This is a genomic window from Pseudoleptotrichia sp., from assembly GCF_057270515.1.
Genome location: NZ_DBHIXS010000003.1, coordinates 51,854 through 67,556 on the forward strand (window position 1 = coordinate 51,854; position 15,703 = coordinate 67,556).

Below are 15,703 nucleotides of genomic sequence, written 5' to 3' on the forward strand. Positions count from 1 at the left end.
CCCCCTACTCTTCTGCATCTGCGATATTTTGAGCAAGTTTTTTAATTGATTCTGCTATTATTTTTCTGATTTCTTCTTTGGAAACTGACCCTTCTTCGGCTTTCACTCCTGTATTTCTTTCAGCGACAAATGAAACACCGTCAAATAAGTTTGTCATTCTTCCCAAGAATAAACTTCCCTTTCCTACAACCATTGCTCTATTTTTATTTCCTGTAGTCAAGTCTTCACGTAAGAATCCTACATAAGGTACTCCTGAAGGTATATGTCCTTGAGTTGGAGCCCATCCCGGAAGTCCTTTTTCTTCTATAAATGATTTGAGGTCTTTTTTATCAATATCTCCACGCATTACAGCCAATGCACCTATCATTTTATAGTTTGCTTCAGGTACGTTTCCTGCTCCTGCTGCTTTTGTTATATCAGGGTTCTGCATCTCTACTGAGAATACGTCTACATCAGTTATTTTGAGATTTGCTTTATCCAGTCCCGGTGTTACCAATGCTGATATAACTGCTTGAGGGGATGAACCTGTTCCTACATTATGTTTTCCTACTAAATCAGTTCTTATTATAGGATTTACTCCGTCATTTTCAGAAATAAGTACGGCAAAACCTCCTAAAACGTCTTCCAGTACAGGTATTCCTTTTTTAACATGGTCTTTAGCATTCATTCCTAATTTTGCTGTTGCTCCTCCTGCAACTACCATTACATTTTTATATATTCCTGATTGAACAAGGGAAGCAGCACTTATCAATGCGTGTGTAGGTGCGGCACAGAAACCACGAAGGTCTGAACCTGTAGCATTTGTCAATCCTGCTATTTCAGCTATGGATTTTGCAAAGTTACCTCCTCCACGTTGATTTATGTCTCCACATGCTTCTTCGGAACATTCTATTACATAATCTATAAGTCCCGCATCAACTTTTGCGGCTCTTAATAATTGCAATGCTGAAATTACTCCTGATGCTTTAACTACAAGATTTTCAGCCATTACATGAGAATTAAGGTTAGGGTCAACATCGTGTGCTCTTTTTACAAACCCTACTACTTTTCCTTCATGAACTAACGGCTGGTCTCCTTCTTCTACTGTACTTACATCGGAACCTTTCAGCTGCCCGAAGAAAGGAGCTAACTCTTTATAGTTTTTTTCTATTTTAGGACGTACTGATTCTACAAACTCTTCAGACAATTTTACTAAGTCAAATGCGTCTGATATTTGCATTATTGCCAAAAATTCATCCTGAGGAACTATTTCTCCGAATTTTCCGTAACGATCACCTTTCTGATCTTTTATATCATACCAAGGCATAGGGAAAGTATTTAACTCTTCAGGAGTTTTTCTTCCTATATAAACCTGATTAGGTAAATAATCCACTACTTCTTCATATGATCTTATATGATTTTTTATTTCTTTTAAAAATTCAGAATCAGGATTTGTTATTCTTTCTATAGAGCATGTTGAACCGTTTTCAATCATGTCAGGTGTGTGAACTAAGACATACCCTGCTCCTTTAAATACTGGATAATTCATATTTTTTTTAGGAGCCGTCCTCAAAGACTGTTTTCCTATCAGAGCAGCTCCTTCTCCTTTCCAAATCATATATTAATTTTCAAATACTGTTTGACCGTCTACTTCTGTAGTTAGTGCTTTTAACGCTTTATCAACTAATTTTCTTCTTAATTTTTTTTCTTCTTCTTTATCTAATGCCGGATTACCTAATGGGTGAGGTATCGCAATAGTTGGAACAATTCTGTTTGCTCCTACTGTTAGAGATATAGGAACAACTGTACACATATGTACTACAGGAAGTCCTGCTCTCTCAATTTCTTTTACCATAGTTGCACCGCAACGTGTACAAGTACCTCAAGTAGATGTCAGGATAACTGCATCCACCCCGTCGGCTACTAATTTTTTCGCATATTCTGCGGCAAATCCTTTTGCACTTGCTACCGCTGTACCGTTACCAACAGTAGTATAGAATTTTTCATGTAATTTTCCTATTTTACCTTCTTTTACCAAATCTCTCATTACATCAACAGGTAATACACGGTCTGCATCTTCGTTTGCATATACAGGGTCATATCCACCGTGAGCTGTTTCAAATGTTTCAGCTGTAAGGTCATTAACTCCTTCTATGCTGTATTCTCCATATTTTGATGCTGAAGATGATTCAATATGGTCAGGGTTTCCTTTAGGAACAATTCCTCCTGAAGTTACTAAAGCAATTGTTGCTTTAGATAAATCTTTAACCGCAGGATTAGGATCTACCCTGTCGAAATTAGGCATAGGATATTCTGTTTCAAAAGGTTCGCCTTTAATTTTTTTAATTAACATATCTACAGCACGTTTTGAACCTCTTTCTTTATGGAAGTAGTTTACCCTTACTCCTCTTGAGATGTATCCTTCTTCTTTTGGAGAAAGAATTTCTTCGCCTTTAGCTAACTTTTTAGCTAATTTAGCTACTGCCGGTAATGCTTTTCTCATACCTGCCGCACTGTCGGATGTTTCTACGATGTATAAATCTTTTCTGTACATATCTACACCCGGATTTTCAATATACATTCCTGTAATAGCGGGAATGCCTAATTTTTCCTGAATTAATTTTGTAATTGTTCCTGCAGCAACTCCGTAACGTCCTGCGTTAAATGCAGGTCCTGCAATAAACAACTGAGGTTCTAAACCTTTTATCATTCCTAATAAAGTTTCTTGTGCTTTTTCTAAATTTTCATTGAAATAGCTGTCTCCGCACACCACTGTGCCTACTATTTCAAATTCGTCTCCCAATTGTCCTTGTAACTGTTGAGATATTGGCGGAAGTTCTTTTCTAAGTTCAGGCTCTATGTGAGCTTTTTCTTCTCCCCCAACTCCTGCAAAGAACTGGTTAATATAATGTACTACTCTAATCTTAGACATTTATTTTTACCTCCTCTTATAGTTTTCATTAGCTTAGGTTATTCCCCACGTACGTCTTTCATTTCGCTTGAAATTGCATCTACATCCAATACCATTTCCATCATTCCTACTTGTTCTTCATACACGGCTGAATCAACTTGCTCTTTTACTTCAGGTTCCAAGATATGGTATACTGCAAGATTTAACGCTACCCCTGCTAATGGACCTGCAAAAGTTGGATCTCCTACAGTTACTGTTTCAGCTGCTAGACCAGCAGCTTCGGCTTCCGACGCACCTAATAAAACCGCAACGTTTTCATTACCGAATTTATCGGCAGCTTCTTTAACACGTTTTTGGTTTTCTAAGTCCATCGCACCTGCAGCCGTTCAGACAAAGCATTCAGTCGATGAAAATACTACTTCTGTTCCTTCTATAGTTTTTACACATTCTTCAATGGCTAATCCCGGGATACCGTCTCTATCCCCGATAATAATTATCTTTTTATTTTTAAGATCGCTCATTATCTTTTCCTCCTATTTTTTTATTTTTTGTTCATTATATATAAATCGAAAATTAGTTTGATTGATGTTGATTAATAAGTTTTAGCAGTTAAGTATCCGAATCCTGTTTCGTTTGTTGCTCCTGTAATTGCCTGGATTTCCAATTCAATAGTTCCGTCTTTTCTCAACGAATCCTGATTTCCTCCTGCAATTACATTTACTACTTCTATATGACCTATTATTTTATCTAATTTAGGTAATACGATAACCTGATTAGCATTTCCTCCTGTTACCACTGCATCAGCTTTAGGATCGGCATCTGCCAGACTTTGGCTTGCTCCGTTTTGTCCTGCATATTCGTCAGTAACGATAACAGTTTTAACACCTTCTGTTTCAATTTTTTTACAGTTCATTATCAGGTCAGTATCAGGATTTCCAAATCCTTCCTGAGAAACTATAGCTGCATCAAGTCCTAAATATTTAGTAAATTTAGCTGTCCAGTTAGATGATCTTTCTTTATCAGCCAAATATACATTTTCGTTTGTTATGATTACACCTAAGAAATTGATTTCTTTTCCATGTTTTTCATATAAGTCTTCTATTACTCCATTATTCAAGTGAACGTAAGTAGGGTTTTTATCACATGCTGACACACAGTTTCCGCTTACTATTGCTCCGTCCATTATTTCAGTTGGATACAGAAGTGTAGGAACTATCTGTTTTGCATCTACTCCGTATACATAAGTATCATGCAACAATCCTTGTGTCTGTAACATATATACATATCCTACTTTAGGTAAATCAGGATATTGTGCTATCTGTTCCAGCAACGGTTTTGTTTCATATACTTTTGTTTCTTCAGGTTGCAAGTTTTTAGCCAATTCTCCGATGTATCTTGCCGCTTTAAATCCTACAAAACGCACAGCTTTTTCATGCTCATGCTGTTTGATACCTTCTACAGGTTCAGCAATAACAACTAAATTGTTTAATTTAGAGAATGGAGTATATTCAGCTCCCGGTCCTGTCATATCGATAACACCTTCCTGGAACCCTACGATTTTACCTGTAGTTACCACAGCCATACCTTTCAGAGCTATTGTTTTTCCTTCTCCGACTGTATCAACTTTAGATAAAACTCCTGGGAATATTCCTCCTCTTCCTTCTACTTTAACACGAGGCTCTATAACATCTTTTACCGGTGTAATACGAACGCTTTCTCCCGGCTTGGCTATATCAAGTTCTACTGATTTTATTGCCTCATCATCCCAGATTGCTTTTATCATTTCTTCTTTATTTACATAAAGCACGTTCTTTTCAATCTTTGATTCAGAAGCAAACTGGATGTCCTTTATGAAAATCTTTCCTAATTCAAGACGCATAATCATTCCTCCTTCACTTTATTAGATATATTTTTTAATCAATGCTTCTACATTTTCTACAGTCGCATCTTCTTTTGTTACTTCGTCAACTTTTTCACCGTCTTTGTAAACAGCCAAAGTTGGCAGTCCTAAAACTTTTTGTTTGATAGCTAAACGTCTTGCTGTTGTAGTATCCAATGAAGTAAATTTCATTTTACCGTCATATTTTTCAGCCAATTTATGAACATCAGGCATCAATGCTTTACAAGGTTCACATCCTTGGCTCCAGAAATCTACAAATACATACCCTTCAGCTTGAAGAACTTCAGCTTCAAAGTTATCTTTAGTCAATTCTAACATTTTTTTCCCTCCTTTCCTTTTTTGGAACTTTTTAAATAATATATATAAAATTATTATTTAGCACTTTCAAACTCTCTCACCATTCAGATAATCAAGAGCAAATTGAACAAACATCGCAGCACCATATTTAAAATAATCTTCGTCCAATTTAAATTTCTCATGATGAGGAAAATATATGCTGCCTTTTTCCTCATTTTTATAACCTATGAACGCATATACACCTTTGGCACGCTGAAAATAGAAAGCCATATCATCGGAAGCCATAGGTCTCTGCATAGGTATGCTGCAATTTTCTCCCATTATTTTTTTAGCGACTTCATTTGCAAGATTTACCATACTTTCATCATTATTTAAACTCGGCGTGCTTTCTTCGATATTTACATCAACTTTTATCTCATAAGCTTCAGCAATAGCTTTTGCATGTCTTATAATCGCATCATGAACGGTTTTTCTTGCTTCGGGATTGAAATATCTCATGGATAAATCAACTTCCGTATATTTTGAAACAATATTTGCCTTAGTCCCACCGTTTATTTTCCCTGCAGAAACTACTACAGCTTCTTGAGGATTTATATTTTTAGTTATTATGGACTGAATATCAGTTACAAAAAGACACGCAGGATGTACTGTATCTTTTGCAAGATGTGGTGCTGAACCATGTCCTGACACTCCTTCAAATTTTACGTATATCGTATCGCAACCTGAAAGCCTGTATCCACTTTCAATATTTACAGTTCCTGTGGGAATAGGCATTCCATGCATTCCAAAACACGCATCTACACCTTCCATTCCTCCGGCTGCGATTATCTTTTTGGCACCTGCAAAAATCTCTTCACCTTCCTGAAAGAAAAATCTTATTTCTCCTTTTATTTCATCTCTCATTTCTGCGAGGACATTAGCTGCTCCCAGCAACATTGATGTATGAGCGTCATGTCCGCAGGCATGCATAACTCCATGATTTTTTGAGATAAATTCAACATCGGACTGTTCAATAATAGGCAACGCGTCAAAATCTGCCCTTAAAGCTATTGTCTTACCGGGTTTCCCACCTTTTAAAGTGGCGATAATGCTTGTCCCATCCTCTATTTCTTTAATTTCAAAATTAAGTTTTTTCAGCTCTTCAAGAATTAATTTTTTTGTATTAAATTCTTGACAGCTAAGTTCAGGATTTTCATGCAGCTTACGTCTTGTCCTGATTATATAATCTTCATATTTTTTTACTTTGTCCAGCATTCAGATATACCTCCATTATTTCCTGTCTTCATATACATTAGTAGCATGTGTCTCGGTTACAAAGAAAGAGAAAACTGTACTCACTGCTACCAAAAGTATAAGTACCAGATAAGCTTTCTTATATCCTATTTCAGGCATATTCTTATTTGCATCAAGTATATTTCCCATAATTACAGGAATTATAGCCGCTCCTAAAAAACCTACACAGTTTACTACTCCTGTAGCCATTCCTGAAAGTCTTCTGTCATTTACTTCATTTCCTACAGTCCAGCACAGAGTAAACGCCGTCATCATAAATCCGAATACAAAAAGATAGACAGAAAGCAAGGTTAAAGGTAATCTTACATATATAAATATTACCCACATTATGAGAGTTACAACAGATGAAATTATTAATATGGATTTTCTTGCCTTAAACTTATCGGACAGATAACCTATTACAAGTCCGCTCACCGCTGAACCTACTACAGCTGATATAATATAATTTGCAGCTTCCACTTTTTTAATGGAATAAACCGTCATAAGAAAAGGAGTACCGAATGTTCCTAAAATCACTGTATATCCCGTATATAAACCTATATATACTATTGATATAATCCATGTTCTCGGATTTGAAAGTATGGAACCGAGAGCCTGAAATATATTTAGATTTACAGTTACACGAGGTCTGTTTTCAATTTCGTCCATTCCAGGAAGTCCCATATCAGTAGGGTCATCCTTTACGAAAATAAAAGTCAGAACTGCAAACATCACCATTATTATTCCCATATATACGAAAGTATTACGCCAACCAAAATTATTCACTGCTATTACTAAAGGTGTCTGTGCAATTATTGCTCCAAGATTGGCAGCAAGTCCCGAAAATCCTATCATAAGTGCAAAATTTCTCGAATAAAACCAACGCGACTGTATCTTTACCAGACAGACAAATACTACTGATACACCTATTCCTACAAAAAATCTTGAGATATAGGCTATATTCAGAGAAGGTGCAAGTCCAAAAAATATGGAACCGACCGCAGCAATTAAAGAAAATATAAATACTGTTTTTTTAGGTCCTATTTTATCGGCAAGTATTCCTGAAGGTATTTGCATAATGAAATATGCATAAAAATACATTGAACCAATAACGGCGAATTGTACTGCACCTATTCCAAAGGCTTTTTGCAAATCATCTTTGACAACTGCCGCACTCATTCTATGAAAAGTAACAAATACATAGGTTGCAGCAAGTATAAGCCATATCAGCCATCTGTATCTTTCCACCTTTTTTATCTGACTGTTTTTCATTTCTTCATTTTCTGTGTTCATCAAATCTCCTATTATAAAGTTAGTTTTATTCAAATTCTTTGCTTATATATTTTTCAGCGGCTATTGCTGATACAGCACCGTCTGCCGCAGCAGTAATTACTTGACGTACTTCTTTATTTCTGCAATCTCCCGCTACGAATACTCCCGGTACATTTGTTTCAGTATTTTCTCCTGCTACTATATAGCCGTATTTATCTATCTCAACTTTTCCTTTGAACAGTTCAGTTTGCGGCTGATAACCTATAAATACGAATAATCCCATTGTTCCGTCTTCTTCATCAGCTTCAACTTCATATACTTCATCAGTGTCAAGGTTTTTGAATACTATGGACTCAAGTATTCCGTCTCCTTTTACTTCCTGAACTACAGTTCTTGTTCTGATATCTAGATTAGGAACATTTTTAGCTTTTTCTAACGTGATATTTTCACATTGGAAATTATCCAACATATGAACTATGTGGACTTGTCTTGCAAATTTTGAAAGGAAAATCGCTTCTTCTACAGCACTGTTTCCTCCACCTACTACGTAAACTTCAAGTCCTTTAAAGAAATCTGCATCACATGTCGCACAATAGGATATTCCTTTTCCTGAAAGTTCTTTAATCCCTGGAGCATCTAATTTTCTTGGAGTTGCTCCTGTTGCTATAACTACAGCTTTTGCTGTATATTCAGCATCTTTACATTTTATAACTTTTTCTTTACCTGAAAAATCTACTTCCAGTACTTCCTCTTTTCTCACTTCCGTACCGAAACTTTTTGCCTGTTCCAACATTCTTTGTGTAAGATTTGGACCTGTAGGATTTTCAATAGAACCCGGATAATTTTCTATTAAATGGGTAATCGCTGCCTGCCCTCCATTCTGGCCTTTTTCAAGAACCAATGTTTTAAGCTTGCCTCTTGATGCATATAGTGCCGAAGACAGTCCTGCCGGTCCTGACCCTATAATTACCAAATCAAAATGCTCTGCCATAATATTATCCTCCTTATTTGTTTGATATACTTATTTAATAATTCTTTCTATAGCATTCGTAATCAAATCGTAATCAATCACTCCGAAATCTTCCCTGACTCTTTCTGTCCATAAGGGCGTTTCCTTATTTTTCCTGAATTTTTCAAAAGTTTCTATCGCCTCGGATATCATTGTAACCGAATTGACATCAAGATTATCCTTAAAATCTACAACTATTGACCTGTATATAGTTTCATTGGGTTTCACGCTCCCGTAAAGGGGATGTGTCAACATCTCATAATTCATATGTATAAGATCCCTTGCAGTTTCAAGAATTTTCAGATAATCAACATCTCTATAATCAACTTCTATTCCCTTTTTTTCATAATTTAGGAATTTCGGATTGTTTGTTATTAGTTTCACTTTCTGCTCCCCCTTATAATTTTTATTTATAATTTTTTCATATTTTTAGCATCTTTCAATGTTAATGTATGGATTTTTGATATTATTTGATACTATTTGATATTAATTTTTAAATATCAATAGTGAAATTAATAATGAAAATTACTATCTAAAGTTAAAAATAAAACAGGAAATATGCTAAGCATCTTCCCTGTCATAAATAATTTCAGAGTTTTGTCTAAATAAGCTCCTTTTACCTGAGAATTTCACCAGTAATTGCAAATTACTGATTTGTACCTTCGGTGCTCTGACATTGATTAAGAGGCTCTCACTTATTCTTCATCCAAACGTTTTATTTAATTATTTAACATTCATTACTATTGATTACCTAATATTTCTCTTAAAATAATTATACCCTATTTTTTGAAAAAAGCAAATAAAGAAAATAATTTTTTTCAGATATAAAAACACTCCGAATGACTATAGCTTAAAGTAAAACAAGAGAAATAAGGGTTTCTATAATTTTAAAGAGTGCTTTTATATTTTAAATTTATCATATTTATATATTAAGTTAATACTTTTAAATTAGTACATTCTATCAAACTTTTTGTTTTATTAATTTTCTACTTAACTTTTTCTATTTTACTTAATATATTACATTAAGCTCTGTCCTGTAATTATTTTAGCAATCCAGTTACGTAAAACATCTACGCTCGGGAACATAACAGGGGCTGCATAAGCATCACGTAAAAGTCTTGCAAGAGGTCCTTTATTGTTATAAGCCTGACCTCCGCCTATTCTCATCGCGAGAGTTGCAGAATCCACACAGTTTAATGATGAAACTACTCTTGCGGACATAATTTTTTCAAAGCCGTCCTTTTCTTCATTTTCTATAGCTTTTGTAGCAGCATCTACCATACTTTCAGCAGCAAAAGAATTGCTGTAGAGTTGACCTATATGCAACTGCACAGTTTCTATATTTGCCAGTGATTTATTTCCCGGATATTTTCTGTTCAGAGCATGTTCTTTAGCAGCTTCGTAAATAGTTTTACCTAATCCTGCATAAACTGCTGCAAGTCCTGCCATAAAGAATATAACATCTATATTTACAGGATAAACTTGTTTTGTTTTTTCCCTGTCGATATAAATAGCGTATTTATTTTCAAGTTTCATTTTATCCATAAACATAGGGCATGAATTGTTTCCTCTCATCCCAAGACCGTTCCAATCGCTTTCTTTGAAAGAAAGCCCTTCAGCACCATAAGGTATCAGCCAGTTTACAGGTCCTCTTTTTTCATCCGCAGGAACCGAAATCAGATAATATGAAGCGTACGTAGCTGAAGTAATCATACTTTTTGCCCCTGATATGACACTGTAATCATCGTGATTTTCAACTTCCAGTTCTGAATTAAATACATGTACACCTGTACCGAATTCACTTCTTGCCAATGTCATAAATTTATTGTTTTCAATTATATCTTTTACAATTTGTTGCTTTATTTCTTCACGTCCAAAAGTTAATGTGAATTTTAATGCTACATTGTGCATTGTATAACATAATCCTGCTGTTGCGCATGCTTCAGCAAACGCTTGAGTTACTTTGGCATGAGCATATATACCCTGACCTTCTCCTCCTAATTCCTCAGGTATAACAATTTTAAAAAATCCTTCTTTAGAGATTTTTTTAAAAATTTCCTCAGGAAATTTTCCTGTCTTGTCAATTTCTTCTGCAAAAGGTGCTATATGTTTATCAGCAAATTCTTTCGCCCATTTGTAATAATCTCTCACATTTTCCTCCTTGTATTAAAATAAATTTAATTAAACAATATATATTACTATTACTTAATTATCAACAAATTATCAAATTAATAAATGCTATTTTTTATTTAAATATACATTACTATTACTTAATTATCAACCTTAAAATCTTAAAATATAAAGAATTAGTTATATTAATCAGTTATATTACTATTTATAATAATATATTATATTGCTATAATATTATTATTCCTTAAATTATTGATTATTATTGATTTTATTAATTTTATTGGTTTTATTGATTTTATTGATTTTATTGGTTTTATTGATTTTCATAAAATTATTAAATATATTTTACAGACATTAGTTATTTAAATAACACTAAATAACACTCATATATAAATATCATTTATTATTATAAATTTATACCAATATTTATTGCTTTATACTATTTTTTCTATAAAAAGTCAAATCTGTCATAAACTTATTTTTACCTTATATAATTCACTCCTGACTTGATTTATTATATATTATTTCTATATACAACTTTTTTTGTTATTCAAATTTTGAATATTATATTCTTTTTTACTGTCTTCCATATTCTATATTTAGAGTTATACTTTTATTAAATGAAAATATATACTATAATTTTTGAATTTTTTGAAAGGAGATTTTACCTGATTATGAGTAAAATAAATATCAGACATACTGAAAAAAGAATTGTAAAATCACAGATTCCTGCTGCACTGATTTTAACAGTTTTATCAATAGCTTTCGGCTTTTATCTTAATAATCCTAAATTAGTTACTTTTTGGATTTTTGGAATAGTTTTCGGAATGATTTTACAACGTTCAAGATTTTGTTTTACTGCTGCTTTCCGTGATCCTATCCTTACAGGAAGTACCTCTCTTACAAGAGCAGTATTTTTGGCTATTTCTATAGGCACAATAGGATTTACCGCTTTGAGTTTCGGATCAGTACTTTCAGGAGGAAAACCTGTTGGAATGGATTCTGTTGAACCGCTGTCCATACTGACTATTCTTGGCGGTATTCTTTTCGGAGTAGGCATGGTCATAGCAGGAGGTTGTGCTTCAGGAACTTTGATGAGATTTGGAGAAGGTTATCAGTTACAATGGGTTTCTTTTATATTCTTTATATTAGGCTCTGTTGCAGGAGCATGGATAATGGGATTTCTGGAACCCATATTCAATGATAAGAAATATGCAATATATCTACCTGATTATTTAGGCTGGACAGGAGCTTTAATATTTCACTTTACTATAATCCTTATTATTTATATTGTTGCAATTAAATGGCAAAAGAAAAAATTCGGTTCAGGCAAATTAAGAAAGTAATTTTGAAAAAATAATTTTATAAAAAATTTTAGATTAAATTATTGGAGGTAAAAAATGAAAGAATATAAATTAGACTGTTTAGGAGAGGCTTGCCCTGTCCCTTTAATAAAAGCTCAAAAAAAATTTGAAGATTTGGAAAAAGGTGATGTCCTTATAATAAATGTAGACCATTCGTGTACTATAAAAAATATTCCTGAATGGGCTCAGGAAATCGGCTGGAACTGTGAAGTTGAAGAAATCAATGAAGGAGAATGGAATATCATAATAGAAAAAGGCAACTAAAGTTATAGTTAAATTTCTAAAAATTATAATTAAAATTCTAAAAACACTATAATAAATTCAATTAAAGATAATGTAGTAAAATATTATAAACTAAAAACTATAAAAAAGGATGAAAAATGGAATTTTTTAATAGATTAAGTCAAAATGAAACATACAAAAAAATAATGAAAACACCTCTTTCATATGAAACGGGTGCTATACTTCTCGGCATTACGGCAACTGTTTATTTAGCAATTTTTAAAAGTGCATGGAGTGTTTCAGGTCCTTTTACAGTCTGGGGAGCTAAAATACTTTGGCTAATTGGAATTGACACTACTAAATGGAGTTATTTTATCGCTCACCCGGGATTAAAAAGGGCTATAGTCCTGCCTATTTTTAAAAGTGGAGGATCTGTATGTAACACAGGTATTATTATAGGAGCAGCATTAGCAACTTTATTTGCTTCAGAATTTAAAATAAAAAAAATAAAAGGAAAAAGACAGCTTTTAGGAGCAGTTATCGGAGGATTTTTAATGGGACTGGGAGCGAGATTTGCTTCCGGTTGCAATATTTCGGCTTTATTTTCCGCACTGTCAGCTTTATCTCTTACAGGCTGGTTTTTTGGACTATCTGTATTCATAGGTTCTTTTATAGGAGGAAAAATACTTTTAAAATATATTATAAAATAAAGACAAGGAGATTACCAAACAATGAAAGTTAAAACAATCTTATTTTCAACAATAATCATTACTATTTTAGGATTAATTGTATCCTGTGGCAAAAATTCAATCAGCGAGATAAAAATTGAAGAATTAACAAAAAACCTTGATAATCCTGACTATGTTATTATAGACGGGCGTGAGGACAGTCTGTACAACGGATTTAAAGATGTCCATGCAGAACGTGGAGGGCATATTAAAGGAGCAATTCAATTTAGCTGTAACTGGTTAGATCACATTGAAGATAATAAATTTGAAAGCTTTGCGGCAGGAAAAGGGATTACTAAAAATAAAACTCTTGTATTTTATGATACAGACGCTGACAATTTGAACTGTGTAAGTGCCGAATTTGCTTCAAGAGGGTATAAAGTTAAAATATTTAACAATTTTATAAATTATGCCAATAATAAAGATAATCCTATGGAATCTTTTCCAAACTATCAGTACAGTATTTCTCCTAAATGGCTAAATTCTGTTCTGAAAGGAGAAAAACCTGAAACTTATAATAATGATAAATTTATATTATTCGAGGTTTCATGGGGACCTTTGGAAAAAAGTAAATCTTATGTTCAGCATATTACAGGTGCCCATCATTTTGATACAGACTGGATAGAAAATGGACCTGTATGGAACCTAAGCGACCCTAAAATCATAGAACAGAACTTATTAAAAAACGGTATTACAAAAGATAAAACTGTAATTCTCTACTCCGATAATCAGCTTGCAGCTTATCGTGTCTTTTGGGCATTGAAATGGGCAGGAGTAGAAGATGTAAGAGTTCTTAATGGTAATCTTACGACATGGGTAGATGCCGGATTTCCTACAGAAACTAAAGTTAATACTCCAAAACCTGAAACAGATTTTGGGACAGTAATTCCTACAAATCCTAAAATCAATATTTCAACTCCCGAACAGGCAATTACTATGGAAAAAGAAGGATTAAAACTTATAAGTAACCGTTCGTGGGACGAATATACAGGAAAAATAAGTGGCTATGATTACATTCCGGGGAAAGGGGAGCCGCAGGGAGCTGTCTGGGGATTTGCGGGTACAGATTCTTCCAATATGGCAGATTATTATGACCCTGACAATACTTTGCGTAATCCTATAGAAATATTTGAACTATGGAAAGGACAGAATATCAAAAAAGGCGATAAATTGGCATTTTACTGCGGTACAGGCTGGCGTGCGGGTGTACCATGGTTTATGACACAACTTGCAGGCTGGGAAAACACTTACATTTATGACGGAGGCTGGAATGCTTGGCAAATGGATTCAAAATATCCTGTTCAGAAAGGTGCTCCTAATAATATGCAAAAACCTGACGCAAAAAACGACTTTGGTAAAGCTGAGAAAAAAACCGGAGGATCATGTAAAGCATAATTGAATAATTCAAAAAACACTTGAAAAAATTTAAGAAAATAAAAATATAGCCAGAAAATATTTTTACAAAGCATTGTTAAGCAAAAGGAGATCATAGAATGAATTTTTTTAATAAACTTAGTCAAAATGAAATTTATAAAAAAATAATGAAAACTCCTCTTTCATACAGTGCAGGTGCTATGTTAATGAGAGTTGCAACAACTGCACATTTAGCAGTTTTTGGAAAAGTTTGGGGAATTACCGGAACATTTTCCGTATGGGGAGCCAAATTATTCCGTATAATCGGCATAGATACTACAAAATGGGCATATTTTATTACTCACAAACCATTGGGAGAATCCATTGTTACACCTATTCTAAAAGAGTAGAACTATGGATAAACAGAGAGAATATTATGATGTTGTTATTATTGGAGGAGGCAGTGCAGGATTGACTGCAGGAATATATTGTGCCCGTGCCGAATTGAAAACACTGATTATAGAAAAAGGACTGATAGGAGGACTTGCAACTTCTACCAGTGAAATAGAAAATTATCCCGGATTTCCTGACAGTATTTCAGGACCCGACTTAATGAATTTATTTCATAAACAGGCAAAAAAATTTGGAGTTCATTTTAAAAATACTGATGTAAAATCAGTAAATCTTACAGATGATATAAAAACCGTGAAAACTTTCAGAAATATCTATGAAGCTGAAGCCGTAATAATCGCAACAGGTGGAAAACCAAGATTGACAGGTGCTGTTAACGAAGAAAAATTTTTATACGGTAAAGGTATTTCTTTCTGTGCGACTTGCGATGCCGCAGCTAATAAGGATAAAACCGTTATGATTGTAGGAAATGGAGATTCAGCTATTGAAGAAGGTATTTTTCTCACAAAATTCGCAAAAAAAATAATTGTTTCAGTTACTCGGGATACAGGAAATATGAGATGTCATCCTGTTGCAAGAAAAGCAGCTCTCAAAAATGAAAAAATGGAAACCAATATAAAAGGCGTCTATTGTGCAGGAGACGTCAGGGATAAACCTTTGAGGCAAGTATCAACTGCCGTAGGAGACGATGCAGTTGCAGGATATTGTGCTGAAAAATATATCAGTGAAAACAAAAATTAAAAAATGTTTCGGATAAAAATATAAAGTCAAAAGTTTCCGAATATAGAGAGCTTTTGGCTTTTTTGTTATTAATCGAAATTATTAAATTTTTGATTTTTTTTTATAAATATTGTA

The 15,703-nt window shown here is 33.8% G+C and carries 16 protein-coding genes and 1 riboswitch; of the genes, 6 read left to right on the forward strand and 10 right to left on the reverse strand.

What is annotated here, in order from left to right:
• Positions 1–4: 4 nt before the first annotated feature.
• From grdC to ACO5J6_RS03430, 10 genes are all read right to left on the reverse strand, one after another.
• Positions 5–1,597, reverse strand: coding sequence for a glycine/sarcosine/betaine reductase complex component C subunit beta (grdC, locus tag ACO5J6_RS03385; protein WP_485642084.1), 1,593 nt, complete (start codon positions 1,595–1,597; stop codon positions 5–7).
• Between the two features lie 3 nt (positions 1,598–1,600).
• Positions 1,601–2,911: a glycine reductase complex selenoprotein B gene (gene grdB, locus ACO5J6_RS03390; RefSeq protein WP_485642085.1), complete on the reverse strand. Its 1,311-nt coding sequence runs from the start codon at positions 2,909–2,911 to the stop codon at positions 1,601–1,603.
• Between the two features lie 38 nt (positions 2,912–2,949).
• The gene (gene grdA, locus ACO5J6_RS03395; RefSeq protein WP_485642086.1) at positions 2,950–3,411 is read right to left on the reverse strand and encodes a glycine/sarcosine/betaine reductase complex selenoprotein A; all 462 of its coding nucleotides are present in this window, start codon (positions 3,409–3,411) and stop codon (positions 2,950–2,952) included.
• Positions 3,412–3,482: 71 nt separating this feature from the next.
• Positions 3,483–4,769 (reverse strand): glycine/sarcosine/betaine reductase component B subunit, encoded by a 1,287-nt coding sequence (locus ACO5J6_RS03400; protein ID WP_485642087.1) that lies wholly within the window; start codon positions 4,767–4,769, stop codon positions 3,483–3,485.
• Positions 4,770–4,790: 21 nt separating this feature from the next.
• Positions 4,791–5,108, reverse strand: coding sequence for a thioredoxin TrxA (gene trxA / locus ACO5J6_RS03405; protein ID WP_485642088.1), 318 nt, complete (start codon positions 5,106–5,108; stop codon positions 4,791–4,793).
• A 66-nt stretch (positions 5,109–5,174) separates the two neighbouring features.
• The gene (locus ACO5J6_RS03410) at positions 5,175–6,341 is read right to left on the reverse strand and encodes an amidohydrolase (protein ID WP_485642089.1); all 1,167 of its coding nucleotides are present in this window, start codon (positions 6,339–6,341) and stop codon (positions 5,175–5,177) included.
• A 15-nt stretch (positions 6,342–6,356) separates the two neighbouring features.
• Positions 6,357–7,652, reverse strand: a complete 1,296-nt coding sequence (locus tag ACO5J6_RS03415) for an MFS transporter (RefSeq protein ID WP_485642090.1) — start codon at positions 7,650–7,652, stop codon at positions 6,357–6,359.
• A gap of 25 nt (positions 7,653–7,677) precedes the next feature.
• On the reverse strand, positions 7,678–8,622 hold the full coding sequence (gene trxB / locus ACO5J6_RS03420) for a thioredoxin-disulfide reductase (RefSeq protein ID WP_485642091.1): 945 nt from the start codon (positions 8,620–8,622) through the stop codon (positions 7,678–7,680).
• 30 nt (positions 8,623–8,652) lie between these two features.
• Entirely contained in the window at positions 8,653–9,024 is a 372-nt protein-coding gene (locus ACO5J6_RS03425) for a GrdX family protein (protein WP_485642092.1), read from the reverse strand.
• Positions 9,025–9,238: 214 nt separating this feature from the next.
• Positions 9,239–9,346: riboswitch (glycine riboswitch) on the reverse strand.
• Between the two features lie 311 nt (positions 9,347–9,657).
• On the reverse strand, positions 9,658–10,791 hold the full coding sequence (locus ACO5J6_RS03430; protein WP_485642093.1) for an acyl-CoA dehydrogenase family protein: 1,134 nt from the start codon (positions 10,789–10,791) through the stop codon (positions 9,658–9,660).
• A gap of 653 nt (positions 10,792–11,444) precedes the next feature.
• Here ACO5J6_RS03430 and ACO5J6_RS03435 point away from each other — a divergent pair.
• From ACO5J6_RS03435 to ACO5J6_RS03460, 6 genes are all read left to right on the forward strand, one after another.
• Positions 11,445–12,116: a YeeE/YedE thiosulfate transporter family protein gene (locus tag ACO5J6_RS03435; protein ID WP_485642094.1), complete on the forward strand. Its 672-nt coding sequence runs from the start codon at positions 11,445–11,447 to the stop codon at positions 12,114–12,116.
• Positions 12,117–12,170: 54 nt separating this feature from the next.
• Positions 12,171–12,398: a sulfurtransferase TusA family protein gene (locus ACO5J6_RS03440; protein WP_485642095.1), complete on the forward strand. Its 228-nt coding sequence runs from the start codon at positions 12,171–12,173 to the stop codon at positions 12,396–12,398.
• 116 nt (positions 12,399–12,514) lie between these two features.
• Positions 12,515–13,066 (forward strand): YeeE/YedE thiosulfate transporter family protein, encoded by a 552-nt coding sequence (locus tag ACO5J6_RS03445; protein ID WP_485642096.1) that lies wholly within the window; start codon positions 12,515–12,517, stop codon positions 13,064–13,066.
• A 21-nt stretch (positions 13,067–13,087) separates the two neighbouring features.
• Positions 13,088–14,479, forward strand: coding sequence for a rhodanese-like domain-containing protein (locus ACO5J6_RS03450; RefSeq protein WP_485642097.1), 1,392 nt, complete (start codon positions 13,088–13,090; stop codon positions 14,477–14,479).
• A 98-nt stretch (positions 14,480–14,577) separates the two neighbouring features.
• Positions 14,578–14,847 carry a hypothetical protein gene (locus tag ACO5J6_RS03455; RefSeq protein WP_485642098.1) on the forward strand — a complete coding sequence of 90 codons (270 nt, stop codon included), beginning with the start codon at positions 14,578–14,580 and terminating at the stop codon, positions 14,845–14,847.
• A 4-nt stretch (positions 14,848–14,851) separates the two neighbouring features.
• Positions 14,852–15,589: an NAD(P)/FAD-dependent oxidoreductase gene (locus ACO5J6_RS03460; protein WP_485642099.1), complete on the forward strand. Its 738-nt coding sequence runs from the start codon at positions 14,852–14,854 to the stop codon at positions 15,587–15,589.
• Positions 15,590–15,703: the final 114 nt, after the last annotated feature.